Source organism: Streptomyces sp. NPDC032822 (assembly GCF_055578825.1).
This window is the reverse complement of sequence record NZ_JBVIOL010000001.1, coordinates 713175-730669: the sequence shown is the minus strand read 5'-3', so window position 1 is coordinate 730669 and position 17495 is coordinate 713175. Positions and strand designations below refer to the sequence as shown.

Here is a 17495-nt window from a genome sequence, read left to right as displayed (position 1 = left end):
CACGGAAACACCCTTGTGCGCATCCCGAAACGCGTGCCGGTGAACCTCTGACGAGCCCCCACACCGTTGGAGACAACCGTGCCCCTCACCACCACGCACGCCGCGCAGGCCGCCGCGCGGCTCGACACCGGCGACACCGCCTGGCTGCTCGCCGCGACCGCCCTGGTCCTGCTGATGACCCCGGGCCTGGCCCTGTTCTACGGCGGCATGGTCCGCACGAAGAGCGTCCTCAACATGCTGATGCTGAGTTTCGTGTCGATCGCCCTGGTCACGGTCGTGTGGCTGGCCGCCGGCTACTCCCTCGCGTTCGGCGCGGACATCGGCGGCGGGCTCATCGGCGGCCTGGAGCACGCCGGGATGGCCGGCCTCGGCCCGGACAGCGTCCACGGCACCGTCCCCACCCTCCTCTTCGCGACCTTCCAGCTCACCTTCGCGATCATCACCGCGGCCCTGGTCAGCGGTGCCATCGCCGACCGGGCGAAGTTCGGGGCGTGGCTGCTGTTCGTACCGCTGTGGGCACTGCTCGTATACGTTCCCGTCGCCCACTGGGTGTGGGGTCCCGGCGGCTGGATCCTGGAGCGTCTCGGGGCCCTCGACTTCGCGGGCGGCCTGCCCGTCGAGATCACCTCCGGCGCCTCCGGACTGGCGTTGTGCCTGGTCCTGGGCCCGCGGCTGGGGTTCAAGAAGGACGCGATGCGCCCGCACAACCTGCCGATGGTGATGCTGGGCGCGGGTCTCCTGTGGTTCGGCTGGTTCGGCTTCAACGCGGGCTCCGCGCTCGGCGCCAACGGTCTGGCCGCCGCCGCGTTCCTCAACACCCTCGCCGCCGGCTGCACCGGCCTGCTCGGCTGGCTCTTCGTGGAGCAGCGCCGCGACGGCCACCCGACGACGCTGGGCTCGGCGTCCGGCGCGGTCGCGGGCCTGGTCGCGATCACCCCGTCCTGCGGGTCGGTCTCGCTGCTCGGCGCCCTGGTCGTCGGCCTCGCCGCGGGCACGGTCTGCTCGTACGCCGTGGGCTGGAAGTTCAAGCTGAACTACGACGACTCCCTGGACGTCGTCGGTGTCCACCTGGTCGGCGGGGTCATCGGCACGCTCCTGATCGGCGTGTTCGCCACCGCCGAGCTGACCGGTGGCGCCGAGGGTCTCCTCTACGGCGGCGGCCTCGCCCAACTCGGCAAGCAGCTGGTGGCCGTGCTCGCCGTAGGGGCGTACGCGTTCCTCGTGACGTACGGCATCGCCCAGCTGATCGACAAGACGGTGGGCCTGCGGGCCAGCGAGGAGCAGGAGCACACCGGCCTGGACCTTACGGTGCACGCCGAGACCGCATACGATCACGGCGTCCTGGGCCACGGGGCCCCGGTCACCGCGTCCGTCGTCCCCTCCGCGCAGAAGGTCAAGCCTCAGGCATGAAGCTCATCACCGCGATCGTCAAGCCGTACCGTCTCGACGAGGTCAAGACCGCCCTCCAGGAACTCGGCGTCCACGGTCTGACCGTGACCGAGGCCAGCGGCTACGGCCGGCAGCGCGGCCACACCGAGGTGTACCGCGGCGCCGAGTACCAGGTCGATCTGGTCCCCAAGGTGCGGATCGAGGTCGTCGTCCAGGACGCGGACCTGGAGCCCGTGATCGAGGCGATCGTCAAGGCCGCGCAGACGGGGAAGATCGGGGACGGGAAGGTGTGGGCGATTCCGGTGGAGACGGTCGTACGGGTACGGACGGGCGAGCGCGGCCCCGACGCGCTCTGATCAGCAGGACGGCCCCCACCACGAGGACACCGCCCAGGACCGCCGCGACCAGCCACGGCAGCGCGACGAAGGAAGCGCTCGACGACTCCGTCGTGTCCTTGGCGCTCGCCGTCAACGTCACGTCGCCCCAGTCGAGTTGAGGTGCGCCGCGCCACGGCTCGGAGAGCCGTACCCGTTGGCCGGGCAGCAGTTCGGCGGGGATCTTCGACAGGTCGCGGGCCAGGAGTGTGCGGCCGAACAGGCCCTCCGCGCGGAGTTCCACCTTGGGGTCGAGGGTGACGTTGCCGGTGTTGTGGAGGGTGTAGGAGACCGTCGCCGTGCTGTCGCCGAGGCCGGGGACGAGCGGCTGGTGGTGGGTGACGCGGACGTCCTCGACGGCGATGGCGGGGAGGGTGGGGCCGCCGACGCGGAGGTAGACGCGGGCGGCCACGGCCCGCTGTACGCCGAGCGCGAGGGAGCCGTCGCCCCGGTCGACGCGTTCGTCCAGGGCCACCAACGCGCCCGGATGATCGCCGGGTTCGGCGTCCTCGGGCACCCGGAGCGTGAAGGGCACGGTGACCTCGTCGTGCGCGGGCACGGTGACCCGGGTGCGCGCGGGCTTCGCCCAGGCACCCACGCCGCGCTGCTTCTCCTTCAGCGTCTTAACGGCGAAACCGCCGTCGCGGGCGGTGTTGTAGGCGTCGGCCGCGTAGAGGCGGAAGGTGAGCGGCTTGCCGGTCTTGTTGGCGACGACGATCTTGTCGTCGAGGGTCGTGCCGGGGTCCGCGGAGAGGTAGAAGTACGGGCGCTCGGCGATCTGCGAGGAGGTCGGGTACACCGACCAACTGCCGTTGTCGGCGGCGTGGGCGGGTGTGCCCGGCGCCGCCGACAACAGGAACAGCCCCAGGCACAGGCCCAGGAGGAGCACATACGGTCTCCGCATGTCAGCTGAGCGTCAGCGTGAGGACGCCGGAGTACGAGCCCGGCGGGGTGAACGCCGGCACGTCGAGCGACAGCGCGGCGTCGGCGGTGAACTCACCACCGGTGACCGTGCCGTTGGGGGTGGACGCGAGAGTCGCCCCCGAACTGCCCACGGTGCCCGACGATCCGGCCTGGCAGGTGCTCGGGCTGCCGGCCTTGGTGGCGCAGGCCGGGTTCCAACTCAGCTTGCCGGCGTCGATCTTGGCGCCGGGTCCGGTGAAGTCGGTGACCTTGCCGGTGAGGGACCAGCCCGCGGGGCCGCCGCGGAAGTCCTTGACGGTGACGGCCCGGAGGTCGCCCTTGGAGGGGCCGCCCTCGCCGAAGTCGACGGCGGACAGCTGGACGGCGTCCCCGGCCTGGGACATGGACAGGGTGCCCGCCCGGACCGTGGTGGTGAGTTTCTGGCTGCCGTCCGGTACGGGGGTGTCGTCGACGACGACGTACACGGCGGGTCCCGCGCCCTTCTCCTCGTTCCAGGAGCCGCCCTCGTAGGCGACGATCCCGGTCGTGGTGCGGTCGTTGACGGCGAGGGTGCCGCTGAAGGCGCCCGTGGAGTCCGCGGTCACCGTGGCGGTGTCGGCGGTCTGGGTGCTCCCGGACCGTCCGGCCAGGGTGACGCTCGCCCCGGGAGTGAAGTCGCTGCCGTTGACGGCGACGCCGGCCCCGGGGGCGCCCGAGGCCGAACCGAGCGCGATGGCACGGGTGTTGGTCTGGCCGCCGGAGGTCGCGGTGACGGTCTCCGAGACCGGGGCGGGCGGAGTGATGACCGTGCAGGGGGTGTCCAGCTCCAGGATGTAGCTGGTGTGGATGTTGTAGTCACCGGGCGAGAGCGTGATCGCGCCGGGCGCGGTGACGGTGAAGGTACCCGTCATCGAGAAGGACGGGAAGGCGCCGTTGCCGGGCACCGGGTCGTTCTTCTTGGGACCGGCGACGGTCACGGCACCGGTCTGGGCGCCGCCGAGGGTGACCTTGCCGGTGGGCGTCATGATGTCGGCGGGCAGGGCGATGGCCGTGGGGTTGCTGGCCGCGGGCTTGACCACCGTGTACGTCACGGTGACGGTGTCGCCGACCGTCGGGGTGGTGTCGTCCACCGAGATGTTGGCGGTGGTGGTGCCGTCGATCGGCGGGATGCCCGCGATCGGCGGCGGGATGCAGTGCGTGCCGAAATTCACGTCGGCGGACTGGACGGTCGCGCCGACGGCCGGGGCGGCGAGTGTGCCGCCGACGGTCACCGCGAGCGTGGTCGCCCCGAGCAGCGCCGCCCAGCGGCGTCTTCGGTTGGTCGATCCCATGGATGCCCCTCCTGAGGGATGCGGGCGCAGCGGCTCTTCTGCGCCGACAGGGGGCATTGACGTGTGGATCGCGTGAGAAGTCAATGGAGACGCGACGATGAACTGATGGACCGTCAGTTCCCGGGCTGCTTGTTGTGCATGGTGTCAACGCCGGGAACCGACGGCTCAGTTGGTGTGGGGGGTTGGTCGTGCGTGTCGGGTCAGTCGAAGACGAAGGGGCTCGGCGACTGCGGCCCGGTCGCCGAACAGGTGATGGTGATACCGAAGACGGTCATCTGCAGGGAACCGCCGAATGCCTCCAGGCTGTCGCCGGAGGCCACGGTGCCGTCCAGCGGACCGACCGTGACCGGGTCGCCGGCCGCCATGGCCGGGTTCTCGGTACCGGTGAAGGCGGTGCTGCCGCCGGCGGCGTTCACCAGGGTGAGGGTGGAGCTGATCGAGTCCTCGCCCAGCGCGATCGGTGCGGTGATCGCGGTGGAGCTGAGGGTGAGGGTGGCGGCGGTACCGTCCTGGGTCGCCGTCAGGGTGGCTTCGCCACCGCCGAAGGCGCCGCAGTCGGCGGTGATGGTGGCGGTGTCCGGGGTGACGGCCACGGCCGTGGGGGCGAACGCGAGGCCGGTGAGCGCGAGCGCTCCGACCGCGACGGCCGCTCCTGTTCCTAGTCGCTTGCCTTTCATGGGGGGACTCCCTTCCGACAGATCTGATACTCCGTCAGATCTGGTGGTCCCATTGAGGCGCATGGGACGGAGGGCGGCAAGGGTGATATTCGGCCGGTCACGACTCCCCCATTGCTACAAACAGGACACGCGAACGCCTTTCGGCACATCGCGAAATCGACGGCGAATTCCGAAACTGCTCCCTGTTTCCCGAACCGCCAAAGAAGGCAGGGCCAACGAAAATCACACTCTCTCTTCACTTACGCGAATTTCAGAACGAGCACAGCACTCGCACTTGATCGCCATGCTCAGACATCCAGCGCCGCATTTCCATTGCGTAAGAAAACGAGAGCTACGATCGCGGGCTCGAATACATCCGCACCGAGGGACGGCCCGGATCCGACCGGGCGACATCCTTTTCACCGTGTGCGGCCGGTTCGGCCTACGGGAAGGCGGGGCGGGTGCGAATCGTCTCGACCACCGAACGGGATTCGGCCAGTGCCGGGCAGTTGGCCGGGTCTTCGGCCGAGCCGCAGCCGGGCGGAACACCCGCTCCATGGCTGGAATGAGGCCCTCCGGTCGCGTCTGCGTACAACGGGACGGGCGACGCGCCGTGACTGCTTCGCTGAGGATCACTCCGGCGGGTACCCGGCGCGGCATGACCGTCTATGGATTACACGCCTCGCACGAACAGATCCCGCCCGCGGACCTGCTCGACGCCGTGGTGCAGGCAGAAGGTGCGGGATTCACCGCCGCCATGTGCTCGGACCACTTCGCGCCCTGGAGTGTCCGCCAAGGAGAGTCGGGATTCGCCTGGTCCTGGCTCGGCGCCGCTCTCCAGGCCACCGACCGGATGCCGTTCGGCGTGGTGAACGCGCCGGGACAGCGCTACCACCCCGCGATCATCGCCCAGTCGATCGCGAGCCTCACGTCCATGTACCCGGGCAGGTTCTGGGCGGCGCTCGGCAGCGGTGAGGCCTCCAACGAGCACATCACCGGCGCCCCTTGGCCGCGCAAGGACGTACGCAACGCACGCCTGCGGGAGTGCGTCGACATCATCCGCGCACTGCTGGCGGGGGAGGAGGTCAGCCACGACGGACTGGTGACCGTGGACCGGGCCCGCCTGTGGACGCTGCCGCCCGATGTGCCGCCGCTCGTCGGAGCCGCGTGCAGCACGGCCACCGCCGCCTGGTGCGCCGAGTGGGCGGACGGCCTCATCACGGTCAACGCCCCGCCCGAGCGACTGCGCGAGATCGCCGGCGCCTACCGCGACGCGGGCGGCCGAGGGCCCCTGCATCTCCAGGTGCACCTGAGCTGGGCGCCCGACGAGGACCACGCCCTGGCGCTGGCGCACGACCAGTGGCGCACCAACGTGCACACACCCCCGGCCAGTTGGGACCTGGACTCCACGGAGCTGTTCGACATCGTCAGCGAGCACGTCACGCCCGAACAGGTGGCGGGCACCGTCAACGTCTCCTCCGACCTCGGCCGGCACACCGCCTGGCTCCAGGAGTACGCCGAGCTCGGGTTCGACACCGTGATGCTCCACCACGTGGGCCGTGAACAGGCCTCGTTCATCGAGACGTTCGGCGCCGAGGTACTGCCCCGGCTCGACGTGACCCGCCCGCTTCCCGCCACGGCGAAGGAGTACCGATGCGTCTGACTCGTACCTCCGACCTGTGGTGGAAGAACGCGGTGGTGTACTGCCTCGACGTCGAGACGTACCAGGACGGCAACGGCGACGGGATCGGCGACTTCGCCGGCCTCACCCAGCGCGTCGACCATCTGGTGCGCCTCGGCGTGACCTGCGTGTGGCTGATGCCCTTCTACCCGACACGGGAACGCGACGACGGATACGACATCACCGACTTCTACGGTGTCGACCCCCGGCTGGGCACCCTCGGCGACTTCACCGAGTTCGTCCGCACCGCCAAGGACCGCGGCATCCGCGTCATCGCCGACCTCGTGGTCAACCACACCTCCGAGGCCCACCCCTGGTTCCAGGACGCCCGCTCCGGCCGGGACTCCGCCCACCGCGACTGGTACGTCTGGCAGGACGAGCCCCCCGAGGACAGCCCCCAAGGCGTGGTCTTCCCCGACGCGGAGGACAGCCTGTGGGAGTACGACGAGGGCAGCGGCCAGTACTACCTGCACCGCTTCTACAAGCAGCAGCCCGACCTCAACGTCGCCAACCCCGCGGTACGGGACGAGATAGCCCGCGTCATGGGCTTCTGGACGCAGCTCGGGCTGTCCGGGTTCCGGGTCGACGCCGTGCCGTTCCTGCTGGAGACGGACGGGCAGAACGACGCCGGGGCGCTGCCGGACCCGCACGAGTACCTCGCTGACCTGCGCGCCTTCCTCGGCCGCCGCAACGGCGAGTCGATCCTGCTCGGCGAGGTGAACCTGCCCTACGGCGACCTCACCCGGTTCTTCGGCGACCCCGACTCGGACCGCGGCGACGAACTCACCATGTGCTTCGACTTCGTCGGGATGCAGCAGATGTACCTGTCGATGGCTCGCGAGGAGGCGGGTCCGCTGGCCGCCGCACTGCGCGACCGCCCCGCCGCCCCGCGCGACGCCCAGTGGGCCACGTTCGTCCGCAACCACGACGAGCTCACCCTCGACAAACTCAGCGACGACGAACGCGCCGAGGTCTTCGCCGCCTTCGGCCCGGACAAGGACATGCAGTTGTACGACCGGGGACTGCGCCGCAGGCTGCCCCCCATGGTCGACGGCGACCGCCGCCGTGTCGAACTCGCCTACAGCCTGCTCTTCACCCTGCCCGGCACCCCCGTGCTCTTCTACGGCGAGGAGATCGGCATGGGCGAGAACCTGGCCGCGGAGGGCCGCCAGGCCGTACGCACCCCCATGCAGTGGACCCCGCAGGAAGGCGCCGGCTACTCCATCGCCGAGCCGGACACCTTCCCCAACCCGCTGGCGGACGGGGCGTTCGCACCCCAGAAGGTCAACGTGTACGAGCAGAGCCGCGACCCCGGCTCGCTACTGAGCCGCATACGGCTGTTCGTCGAGCGCTACCGGGAGGCTCCCGAACTCGCCTGGGGCGAGTACCGCCTGGTGGAGACGGGTGATCAGGCCGTGCTCGCCCACCTCAACAGCACCTCCGACGGGAGGGTCCTGGCCCTGCACAACTTCGCGGGCCGCCCCCGCACCGTAGAACTGCGGCTCCCGGAGACGGCGCCCGGAGCCAGGCTGACCGACCTCCTCGACGAAGGCCACGCCGGTCTCACGGTGTCCGACGACGGTCTGCTCCGCGTCGAACTGCCCGCCTACGGGTACCGGTGGTTGCGCGCCGGCACCCCGGCCGACGATCCCGATCGGGTCGCTTCCGGCTGAAGGAGCCGCAGGACCGCGGCCGGTGCGGCAGGAGCAGCAGGAGCACGCACTCCTCGAACGCGCCGTGCCGCTCTCGCGGGCACCGCCAGGCCGTGTACGCCAGGTCAGCCCGCGAGCACCGTCGCCCGCACCACACCGTCCGGCCCCGCCACCAGCACCGGCGTTCCGGGCCCGCCCAGATCCCGTACGGCCGCCCGGTCCTGAGGCGTCGCGGACTCCGCGTCGGTCACCACCGCGGCGGCCTCCAGGGACGTGGCACCCGAGGCCACCGCCATCGCGACCGCCGTCTGCAGGGCACTCAGCTTCAGCGAGTCCAGCGCGACGGTCCCGGCGACATACGTCCGCCCGGTCTCGTCCCGCACGGCCGCCCCCTCGGGCACACCGTTGCGGGCCCGCGCCGAACGGGCCAGGGTCACGATCTTGCGGTCCTCGGGGTCGAGCGCGTTGCTGTCGGTCATGAGGCGAGCATACGGAGAACCCTGGCGAGACCACCCACCGGATGCGGTACGATTGATCTTGAGCCGGTCACCGGAACACCCGGTAACCGTTCGCGCGTTGGTCGTCCAAGGAAAGACGCCCCGCTTCCTGCGGGGAAATGCAGGTGCAAGGCCTGCCCGGCGCTCCGAGTCGAAAGCCCCACCCCGCAGCACGCGGGGCGGGGCTTTCGCCGTTGTCCGGGATGGACGAGGGACTCAGGGCCGGTCCAGGCGCAGCCGCTCCGCACGCGGAAGTCCCGCCACCACCAGGTCGTACGAGTCCTCGACGAGCTCCTTGACCAGCCGGTCCGGAAGGTCGCCGTCGGCCGTCACCGTGTTCCAGTGGCGCTTGTTCATGTGATAGCCGGGGACGATCAGACCGGGGTGCTCCTCCCGCAGCCGCAGCGCGTCCTCCGGCCCGCACTTGAGGTTGACCGTGAGGGGCAGGGCGTCGAGGGTCGTGAGGGCGAAGAGCTTGCCGCCGACCTTGAAGACGGAGACCTCCGGCCGGAAGGGGAAGTCCTCCACGGCCGCGTTGAAGGAGAGACAGAAAGCGCGCAACTCCTGCGGTCTCACTCCGCCTTCGCCTCCTTCTCCACGAGAGCGCCGACCGGGCCCACCGGCTCCACCAGCACCGTGACGATCTTGTTCCGGCGGCCCGCGGCGGCCTCCGCGGTCAGTCGCAGCTCACGCCCGTCGGGGAGTTCCACCACGGCCGACGCCCCGGCGATCGGGACCCGGCCCAGCGCCTTCGCCAGCAGCCCGCCGACCGTCTCCACGTCCTCGTCGTCGTACTCCTCCAGGCCGTACAACTCGCCCAGATCGGTGATGTCGAGGCGGGCCGTGACCCGGTGGCGGTCGTCGCCCAGCTCCTCCACCGGCGGGAGCTCACGGTCGTACTCGTCGGTGATCTCGCCGACGATCTCCTCAAGGATGTCCTCGATGGTGACGATGCCGGCCGTACCGCCGTACTCGTCGATGACGACGGCCACGTGATTGCGGTCCTGCTGCATCTCGCGCAGCAGGTCACCGGCGTTCTTGGTGTCCGGCACGAACGCGGCCGGCCGCATCGCCGTCGACACCAGCTCGCTCTCCGCGTCCCGGCTGATGTGCGTCTTGCGGACCAGGTCCTTCAGATACACGATCCCCACGATGTCGTCCTCGCTCTCCCCGGTGACGGGAATCCGCGAGAAACCGGAGCGCAGCGCGAGGGTCAGCGCCTGCCGGATGGTCTTGTAACGCTCGATGACGACGAGGTCGGTCCTCGGGACCATGACCTCCCGCACGAGGGTGTCGCCCAGCTCGAAGACGGAGTGCACCATACGGCGCTCCTCGTCCTCGATCAGCGACTCCTTCTCGGCGAGGTCGACCAGCGCCCGCAGCTCCGCCTCCGAGGCGAAGGGGCCGCGGCGGAAGCCCTTGCCGGGGGTGAGCGCGTTGCCGATGAGGATCAGCAGGGACGGGATGGGGCCCATGATCCGCGCGAGCGGCAGCAGGACGTACGCCGCCGCCGTCGCCGTGTTCAGGGGGTGCTGGCGGCCGATGGTGCGCGGGGAGACACCGACCGCGACGTACGACACCAGGACCATGACGCCGATCGCGACGAGCAGCGCCTCGGTGGTCCCGTCGAACTGCTGGAGACAGGCGTAGGTGATGAGCGCGGCGGCGGCCATCTCGCAGGCGACGCGCACCAGCAGCGCCACGTTCAGATAGCGGGTCGGGTCGGCGGCGATCTGGGCGAGCTTCGCGCTGCCGCGGCGGCCGTTCCGTACGGCCTCCTCGGCACGGAAGCTGGAGACGCGCGCGAGGCCCGCCTCCGCGCAGGCGGCGAGCCAGGCGGCGACGACCAGGGCGATCGCGCCGGAGACGAGGGTGGGGCTCATGAGACGGTCGGGGCCGGGGACGGGCCGGTCAGGCCCTTCTCCGCGCGCCAGCCGTCCACGATGGCGGCCTGCAGACCGAACATCTCGGCCTTCTCGTCGGGCTCCTCGTGGTCGTAGCCGAGGAGGTGCAGCACGCCATGGACGGTGAGGAGTTGGAGCTCCGCGTCCATGGAGTGCCGGGTGTCCGCTTCCTTGCCCTGCCGCTCGGCGACCTCGGGGCACAGCACGATGTCGCCGAGCAGCCCCTGCGGGGGCTCCTCGTCGTCCTTCGACGGCGGACGCAGCTCGTCCATCGGGAAGGACATGACATCGGTCGGCCCCGGCAGGTCCATCCACTGGATGTGCAACTGCTCCATGGCGTCGGTGTCCACGACGATCACCGAGAGCTCGGAGAGCGGGTGGATGCGCATCCGCGCGAGCGCGTAGCGGGCGATGTCGAGGATCGCCCGCTCGTCGACCTCGGTTCCGGACTCGTTGTTGACGTCGATCGACATGGTGGTGCCGGCTCTACTTCCGTTTGTTACCGGCGCCCTTGTGGGTGCCGTTCTCCGTACCGTTCTCGCTGTCGTACTTCTCGTACGCGTCGACGATACGGCCGACCAGCCTGTGCCGGACGACATCCTGGGACGTCAGGCGGGAGAAGTGGACGTCGTCGAGACCTTCGAGGATGTCCTGCACCTGCCGCAGACCCGACTTCGTGCCGCTCGGCAGGTCCACCTGCGTCACGTCACCCGTGATCACGATCTTCGACTCGAAGCCGAGCCGGGTGAGGAACATCTTCATCTGCTCGGGGCTCGTGTTCTGGGCCTCGTCCAGGATGATGAAGGCGTCATTAAGGGTACGACCCCTCATGTAGGCCAGCGGTGCCACCTCGATCGTCCCCGCCGCCATCAGCTTCGGGATCGAGTCCGGGTCCAGCATGTCGTGGAGTGCGTCGTACAGCGGGCGCAGGTACGGGTCGATCTTCTCGTAGAGGGTGCCCGGGAGGAAGCCGAGGCGTTCTCCCGCCTCCACCGCGGGGCGGGTCAGGATGATGCGGTTGACCTGCTTGGACTGCAGGGCCTGCACCGCCTTGGCCATGGCGAGGTAGGTCTTGCCGGTGCCGGCGGGGCCGATGCCGAAGACGATCGTGTGCTTGTCGATCGCGTCGACGTACCGCTTCTGGTTGAGGGTCTTGGGGCGGATGGTGCGGCCGCGCGAGGAGAGGATGTTCTGCGTGAGCACCTCGGCCGGGGTCTCCTGGCCGTCGCTCTCGCCGTTCTCACTGGCTCTCAGCATGGCGATCGAGCGTTCCACTGCGTCCTCCGTCATCGGCTGTCCGGTGCGGAGCACCAGCATCATCTCGTCGAACAGTCGCTGGATGAGAGCGACTTCGGCGGCGTCGCCGACCGCGCTGACCTCGTTGCCCCGGACATGGATGTCGGCCGCCGGGAAGGCCCTCTCGATGACGCGCAGCAGGGTGTCGCCGGACCCCAGCAAGGCCACCATGGGGTGCTGGGCGGGGACGGTGAAGTGGGCACTCGCCTGACCCTGCGCGGGTGTGTGAGCTGTGGGTGTCTGAGTCATGGGCCGGCGCTTAAGGCCTGCGGATCCTCCTCGTCACGGCCGCGTAGCTGAGAGCGGCCTCGCGCTCCCAAGGGTACGACGGTGGACTGACAACGCCGTAGGCCTTTTCCGCACCCTCCGTCTCCCCGCCTGCCCGTCACCCCTGCTGCCCGACCGCCCGCCTCGGACACCCGGTGGGAGTGCCCGCCTGCCCGGCTGAGGGCCCGGGGTGCCCAGGCGCCTGGGAGCGACCTCCTCCCCGGGGCGCCCGACCGCGCAGCCGCCCGGCCACCTGAGGGCCCGGGTGCCGGGGAGTGCCCGCCTCCCTGGGGTGCCCGGCCGCCTGAAGGCCCGGGTGCCTGGGGGTGCCCGGCCGCCTGAAGGCCCGGGTGCCTGGGGGTGCCCGCCTCCCCGAGGTGCCCAGCGGCCCAGCCGCCCGGCCGCCTGAAGGCCCGGGGCCCAGGTGCCGGGGAGTGCCCGCCTCACCGAGGTGCCCGGCCGCTCAGCCGCCTGAGGTGCCCGGCCGCCCGCCTGGAGTACCCGGTGTTGCCGGGTGTTCGGGGGTGTCCGCCTGCTCGGCCGTCCGGCGGCTGGTGTGGCCGGGTGCTGGGTGCCCTGGAGTGCCCGGCTGTCCAGGGGGGTCCAAGGTGGGCTCACCGGCCCGCCCGGGTGCGGTCATGCCGACCGGCCGAAGCCGATCGTCGGTACCGCCCTGAGCAGGGGCCACGGCCGGGCCGCCTCGTCCGGTACCAGGCCCGCCAGGAATCCGTAGCGCCGCAGGGCCGTCGGGTCCTGCTCGGCCACCGACTGGACCTTGCGCCACCACGCCCCGATCTCGGACCAGCCGGGCGCGGAGAGCGATCCGCCGAACTCCTGGACGGACAGCGCGGCCGTGAGGCCGGCGAACGCCAGCCGGTCGGCCAGCGGCCAGCCCGCGAGCGTCCCCGTGACGAACCCCGCCACGAACACGTCCCCCGCGCCGGTCGGATCGAGCGCGTCGACGGCGATGGCCGGGACCTCCGCGGTCTCCCCCGTCCGCCGGTCCACCGCGTACGCCCCCTCCGCGCCCAGGGTGACGACGGCCAGCGGAACGTGATCGGTCAGGGCGTGCGCCGCCGCGCGGGGGCACGAGGTGCCCGTGTACCGCATGGCCTCCTCCGCGTTCGGCAGGAACGCCTCGCAGTGCTCCAGGTCGGCCAGCCCCGCCAGGTCCCACGCCCCGGTGTCGTCCCATCCGACGTCGCCGAAGATCCGGGCCCCCTTGCTCGCGGCCTGGGCGATCCAGGGGGCGCGTTGGCCCGGGGTGAGGGAGGCGATGGCGGCACGCGCGCGGGGCGGGCAGTCGGGGGCGGGCTCTTCGGGGGGTGGCTCGTGGCCGTGCGAGACCATCGTGCGCTCCCCCTCGTACGCCATGGAGACGGTGACCGAGGAGTGCCAGCCGGGGACCGTGCGGGACGGTGCGAGGTCGATGCCCTCGCCGGTCTCCAGCGTGTCCCAGCAGTACTCGCCGTAGTGGTCGTCGCCGAACGCCGCCGCGAGGGAGGTCCGCAGGCCGAGGCGGGCCAGCGCGGTCGCCATGTTCGCCACGCCGCCGGGGCTCGACCCCATGCCGCGTGCCCAGGACTCGGTCCCGCGCACCGGGGCGGAGTCGAGCCCGGTGAAGATGATGTCGAGGAAGACGGTGCCCGTGAGGTACACGTCCCAGGGCGGGTCCTCGGGTGTGCGCACGGCGGTGAGCGGGTCGACCTGGGCCCTGCGGTGCCCGGCCTCTCCGCGGCGCGAAGGTCCCTTTCCGATGGACGCGGTGGACGCGATCACGGTGCGCTCCCTGACGTGGTGCCGTTCAGGCCAGTCTGCACCACGCCACTGACAACCCGCCGTCGTCACACCGTCACCGCAGGTCGCGTCGGTCCGCGCCGGGCCGTCGCGGATCCGGGCCGTGCCCGGTGTGGCCTCCGGGGTGGCGAACGGCCCCGGGCTCCGCCGCGGCTGTGTCCGGATCCGGCCGTCGCGCCCACCGCCCCACACCGGCGGGACGCTCGACGCGGCGACACGGAGACGGCGAGGGACGCCATCCCTCCGGCGTTTCCAGCCCCTCCGGCGTTCGGGGAGCGGGGGGTACGGGGGCCGGCCACCGGAACGGGGGGCGAGGGGGCGGCGTCCTCTGGTGACGGGACGGGCGGGGGCGGGAGGGGCGGCGGGGGGAGGCGGGAAAGGAACCCGGCGCTACCAGCGGGGCACGGCGGGTGTCTCCCATCCCGGCTCGGCGACCCGCATCGCCGCCGCGTCGTCCCGCTCCCGCAGCGCACCGTCGTCGTCGAGCCACCGCCGGTGCAGGAAGTCCAGCTTCTCCCGGTCGAGTTCGACACCGAGTCCGGGCGCGTCGGAGACCGTCACGGACCCGCCCTCGAAAGTGAGCCGCTCGGTGAGGACGTCCTCGGACTGCCACGGGTAGTGGGAGTCGCAGGCGTGGTGGAGGTTGGGCACGGTGGACGCCACGTGGGTCATCGCGGCCAGTGAGATCCCCAGGTGGGTGTTGGAGTGCATGGACACGCCGACACCGAACGTGCGGCAGACCGCGGCGAGTTGCTGGGTGTTGCGCAGTCCGCCCCAGTAGTGGTGATCGGAGAGCACGACCTGCACGGCGCCCCGGGTGAAGGCCTCCTGGATCTCGGCGAAGGTCGTCACGCACATGTTGGTGGCGAGCGGTACGTCGGTCTGTGCGGCGACCTCGGCCATGGCGGGCGTGCCGAGCGCCGGGTCCTCCAGGTATTCGAGGACGTCGCCGAGTTCCTTGGCGACCTTCAGTGAGGTCTCCACGCTCCAGGCCCCGTTGGGGTCGAGCCGGAGCGGGTGTCCGGGGAAGGCCTCGGCGAGCGCCCGGGTGGCGGCGATCTCCTCGTCGGGCGGGAAGACGCCGCCCTTGAGCTTGAAGGAGGTGAAGCCGTAGCGCTCGGTGAACTTGCGGGCCTGCTCGACGATCCCGGCCGGGTCGAGGGCGGCGCCCCAGTCGTCCTTCTCCGAGGCGATGCCCTCGGGGTGGTCGGCCCACTTGTAGAAGAGGTAGGCGCTGTACTCGACGGCGTCCCGGAGCTTGCCGCCGAGCAGGGCGTGGACGGGCAAACCGAGGGCCTTGCCGAGGGCGTCGAGGCAGGCGACCTCGAAGCCGGAGACGACGGACAGGCGCAGTTTGTCGGCGGTCTGGACGCCGCGCAGTCCGCCGACGTCGACCTGGCCGAGGACCCGGGAGCCGTCGACGTCCACCTCGTCGGCGATGACGAACAGGCCGTTCAGGTCGGACACCTGACGGCCGACGAGCTTCTCCGCGAACGGCCGTGCCAGTTCGAGGTACTTGGTGTCGCCGTAGGTCTCGCCGACGCCGGTGACCCCGTCCGCGGTCACGACCTCCACGATCAGCCGGGGCGTGTACGGCTGGTGCACGCCCTGTGTGTTGAGCAGCGGCGGGTCGGCGACCAGGATCGGCGTCAGCCGTACGTCCGTGATGGTGAGGTTCACGGACGGGTCTGCGGAGGGATGCGCGGAGTGGTTCACGGGGTGGCTCACAGGGAGGCTCCTACGAGGTCGAGTCCGGCGGTCAGCAGCATCCTGAGGTCGGCGAGGTCACCGGCCGAGGGATCGGTGAGCGGGGCGCGCACGGGTCCCACCGGACGGCCGCGCAGCCGGGCCGCCGCCTTCACCAGGGAGACGGCGTAGCCGGGGACCCGGTCGCGGAGTTCGACGAGGGGGACGTAGAAGTCGCGCAGCAGTTTCTCGACCGTGCCGGCGTCGCCGCTCTGGAACGCGGTGAAGAAGGCGTTGGCGATCTCGGGGGCGAAGGCGTGGACGGCGGAGGAGTAGGCGGGGATGCCGACGGTGGCGTAGGCGCGGGCCTGGATCTCGGCGGTGGCGGCCCCGTTGAAGAAGAGGAAGCCCTCGGGGGCGGCGAGGGTGAGGCGTTGGAGCCGGTCGAGGTCGCTGTGGCCGTCCTTGACGCCGATGACGGTCGGGATGGCGGCGATGCGCTTCAACGAGGCGGCGGTGAAGGTGACTTGGCCGCGCTGGTAGGCGATGAGCGGCAGCCGGGTGCGGGCGGCGATCTGTTCCAGCTGGGCGACCAGTCCGTCCTGTGGGGCGGCGACCAGGTAGTGCGGCAGGACGAGGAGGGCGTCGGCGCCGGCCTCCTCGGCGATGCGGGCGAACCGGGAGGCCTGGGCCCAGCCGTAGCCGATGCCGGCGACGACGGGCACCCGCCCGGCGGCCTCCTCGACGGTGATGGTGACGACCTGGCGGTACTCGTCCTCGTCCAGGGAGAAGAACTCGCCGGTGCCGCAGGCGGGGAAGACGGCGCCGGGGCCGGTGGCGATGCGGTCGGCGACGTAGGCGCGATAGCCGTCCGGGTCAAGGGTGCCGTCGTCGTGGAAGCTGGTCAGCGGGAACGACAGCACGCCGTTCTCCATGCCTTCCCGCAGCCGACGCGTCACCGCGTCCGTATCGGGACTCACCCTGGCCATTGCCATCTCCCTATGTAGACGTCATCTACGTATGAGAATGGAGGTTAGATACGCGAACGGGTTCCGTCAATGGTCCGGTCGCCCCGATTACGATCGACCCATGGCAGAGACAGGGGGCGTCCGCGAGGTGAAGTCGGCCGCGCGCACGGTCGAGCTGCTGGACCTGCTCGCCGCGCGGGGCGACCGTCCGGCGCGGCTCCAGGAACTCGCCGACGAGCTGGGCGTGCCGCGCAGCTCCATGTACGCGCTGCTGCAGACCCTGATCTCGCGCGGCTGGGTCCGCACCGACGTCACCGGCTCGCTGTACGGCATCGGCATCCACGCCCTGCTCACCGGTACCAGCTACCTCGACTCCGACCCGCGCGTGCGTGCCGCGCGGCCCTATCTCGACGAGGCGTCCCAGGCGCTGGGCGAGACGATCCACCTGGGGCGCCTGGACGGCCGGGACGTGGCGTATCTGGCGACCCGCGAGTCCCACGAGTACCTGCGGACCATCAGCCGGGTCGGGCGCCGACTGCCGGCCCACGTCGGCGCCCTCGGCAAGGCGCTGCTGGCCGAGCGGGACGACACCGAGCTGCCCGAGGGGCCGTACCGGGCACTCACCCCCAACACCCGCACCACCAGGGACTCGCTGCTGGCGGACCTCGCCGAGGTACGGGCGCGCGGCTACTCCGTCGACCGCGAGGAGGGCGTCGTCGGCATCGTCGGCTTCGGCTTCGCACTGCGCTACGACTCCCCCGCCCAGGACGCGATCAGCTGCTCGGTGCCGGTGGCCCGGCTGACGCCGGAGCACGAGGTGCGGATCGTCGCGGTGATGCGGGAGATGAGGGGCAAGGTCGAGGCGACGGCACCCGGCGCGGGGGGCGCGCCGCACTGGCGCTGACAACCCCGTTCACCTGGGAAGGGCAGCTCGTTTACCCGGCCCTCCTGACCCCAAACCCGACGTGCCCCACATCACACCCCCCGGGCTTCTTTCCGGAACCACGTGCTTGATACAAATTGGCCGCGCGCTCCTGTCCGTCGACGGCCTGCGCCCCACCCCCTTCTTGAGCCGCTTCTTTCGCATGCCCTGG

At 71.0% G+C, this 17495-nt stretch carries 16 protein-coding genes; 5 read left to right on the top strand and 11 right to left on the bottom strand.

What is annotated here, in order from left to right; translation table 11 throughout:
• Window positions 1–66: 66 nt before the first annotated feature.
• Complete coding sequence (locus ACZ5VD_RS03440) at window positions 67–1410, top strand: ammonium transporter (RefSeq protein WP_468680454.1); 1344 nt, start codon at window positions 67–69, stop codon at window positions 1408–1410.
• Window positions 1407–1745: a P-II family nitrogen regulator gene (locus ACZ5VD_RS03435; protein WP_468680452.1), complete on the top strand. Its 339-nt coding sequence runs from the start codon at window positions 1407–1409 to the stop codon at window positions 1743–1745. The genes ACZ5VD_RS03440 and ACZ5VD_RS03435 overlap by 4 nt, the downstream gene beginning before the upstream one ends.
• Here the strand turns inward: ACZ5VD_RS03435 and ACZ5VD_RS03430 are convergent.
• The 3 genes from ACZ5VD_RS03430 to ACZ5VD_RS03420 all read right to left on the bottom strand — a co-directional run bounded on the left by ACZ5VD_RS03430 (window position 1639) and on the right by ACZ5VD_RS03420 (window position 4674).
• Window positions 1639–2667 (bottom strand): DUF916 domain-containing protein, encoded by a 1029-nt coding sequence (locus ACZ5VD_RS03430; protein WP_468552768.1) that lies wholly within the window; start codon window positions 2665–2667, stop codon window positions 1639–1641. The genes ACZ5VD_RS03435 and ACZ5VD_RS03430 overlap by 107 nt on opposite strands.
• Window position 2668: 1 nt before the next feature.
• Window positions 2669–3997 carry a beta-xylosidase gene (locus ACZ5VD_RS03425; protein ID WP_468680451.1) on the bottom strand — a complete coding sequence of 443 codons (1329 nt, stop codon included), beginning with the start codon at window positions 3995–3997 and terminating at the stop codon, window positions 2669–2671.
• Between the two features lie 200 nt (window positions 3998–4197).
• Window positions 4198–4674 carry a hypothetical protein gene (locus ACZ5VD_RS03420; RefSeq protein ID WP_468680450.1) on the bottom strand — a complete coding sequence of 159 codons (477 nt, stop codon included), beginning with the start codon at window positions 4672–4674 and terminating at the stop codon, window positions 4198–4200.
• Between the two features lie 637 nt (window positions 4675–5311).
• On the opposite strand from ACZ5VD_RS03420, the gene ACZ5VD_RS03415 reads away from it, so the two are divergent.
• Window positions 5312–6316, top strand: a complete 1005-nt coding sequence (locus ACZ5VD_RS03415) for a TIGR03885 family FMN-dependent LLM class oxidoreductase (RefSeq protein WP_468552765.1) — start codon at window positions 5312–5314, stop codon at window positions 6314–6316.
• Window positions 6307–8007 (top strand): alpha-amylase family protein, encoded by a 1701-nt coding sequence (locus ACZ5VD_RS03410; protein WP_468680448.1) that lies wholly within the window; start codon window positions 6307–6309, stop codon window positions 8005–8007. Before ACZ5VD_RS03415 ends, ACZ5VD_RS03410 begins: the two co-directional genes overlap by 10 nt.
• A 104-nt stretch (window positions 8008–8111) precedes the next feature.
• Here the strand turns inward: ACZ5VD_RS03410 and ACZ5VD_RS03405 are convergent, their stop codons facing one another.
• The 8 genes from ACZ5VD_RS03405 to ACZ5VD_RS03370 form a co-directional block, all read right to left on the bottom strand.
• Window positions 8112–8465, bottom strand: a complete 354-nt coding sequence (locus ACZ5VD_RS03405) for a cytidine deaminase (protein ID WP_468552763.1) — start codon at window positions 8463–8465, stop codon at window positions 8112–8114.
• A gap of 234 nt (window positions 8466–8699) precedes the next feature.
• Window positions 8700–9059: an MmcQ/YjbR family DNA-binding protein gene (locus tag ACZ5VD_RS03400; RefSeq protein ID WP_468552762.1), complete on the bottom strand. Its 360-nt coding sequence runs from the start codon at window positions 9057–9059 to the stop codon at window positions 8700–8702.
• Window positions 9056–10366, bottom strand: a complete 1311-nt coding sequence (locus ACZ5VD_RS03395) for a hemolysin family protein (RefSeq protein WP_468552761.1) — start codon at window positions 10364–10366, stop codon at window positions 9056–9058. Before ACZ5VD_RS03395 ends, ACZ5VD_RS03400 begins: the two co-directional genes overlap by 4 nt.
• Entirely contained in the window at window positions 10363–10860 is a 498-nt protein-coding gene (gene ybeY, locus ACZ5VD_RS03390; protein ID WP_468552760.1) for an rRNA maturation RNase YbeY, read from the bottom strand. Before ybeY ends, ACZ5VD_RS03395 begins: the two co-directional genes overlap by 4 nt.
• A 13-nt stretch (window positions 10861–10873) precedes the next feature.
• Window positions 10874–11932 carry a PhoH family protein gene (locus ACZ5VD_RS03385; RefSeq protein WP_468552759.1) on the bottom strand — a complete coding sequence of 353 codons (1059 nt, stop codon included), beginning with the start codon at window positions 11930–11932 and terminating at the stop codon, window positions 10874–10876.
• A gap of 654 nt (window positions 11933–12586) precedes the next feature.
• Entirely contained in the window at window positions 12587–13729 is a 1143-nt protein-coding gene (locus ACZ5VD_RS03380) for a carbohydrate kinase family protein (protein WP_468552758.1), read from the bottom strand.
• A gap of 408 nt (window positions 13730–14137) precedes the next feature.
• Window positions 14138–15427: a glucarate dehydratase family protein gene (locus tag ACZ5VD_RS03375; protein WP_468680951.1), complete on the bottom strand. Its 1290-nt coding sequence runs from the start codon at window positions 15425–15427 to the stop codon at window positions 14138–14140.
• A 44-nt stretch (window positions 15428–15471) separates the two neighbouring features.
• Window positions 15472–16422: a 5-dehydro-4-deoxyglucarate dehydratase gene (locus ACZ5VD_RS03370; RefSeq protein ID WP_468680447.1), complete on the bottom strand. Its 951-nt coding sequence runs from the start codon at window positions 16420–16422 to the stop codon at window positions 15472–15474.
• Between the two features lie 100 nt (window positions 16423–16522).
• Here ACZ5VD_RS03370 and ACZ5VD_RS03365 point away from each other — a divergent pair, with 100 nt between their 5' ends.
• A complete protein-coding gene (locus ACZ5VD_RS03365) occupies window positions 16523–17305 on the top strand; it encodes an IclR family transcriptional regulator (protein WP_468552756.1) in 783 nt (260 codons plus the stop codon).
• Window positions 17306–17495: the final 190 nt, after the last annotated feature.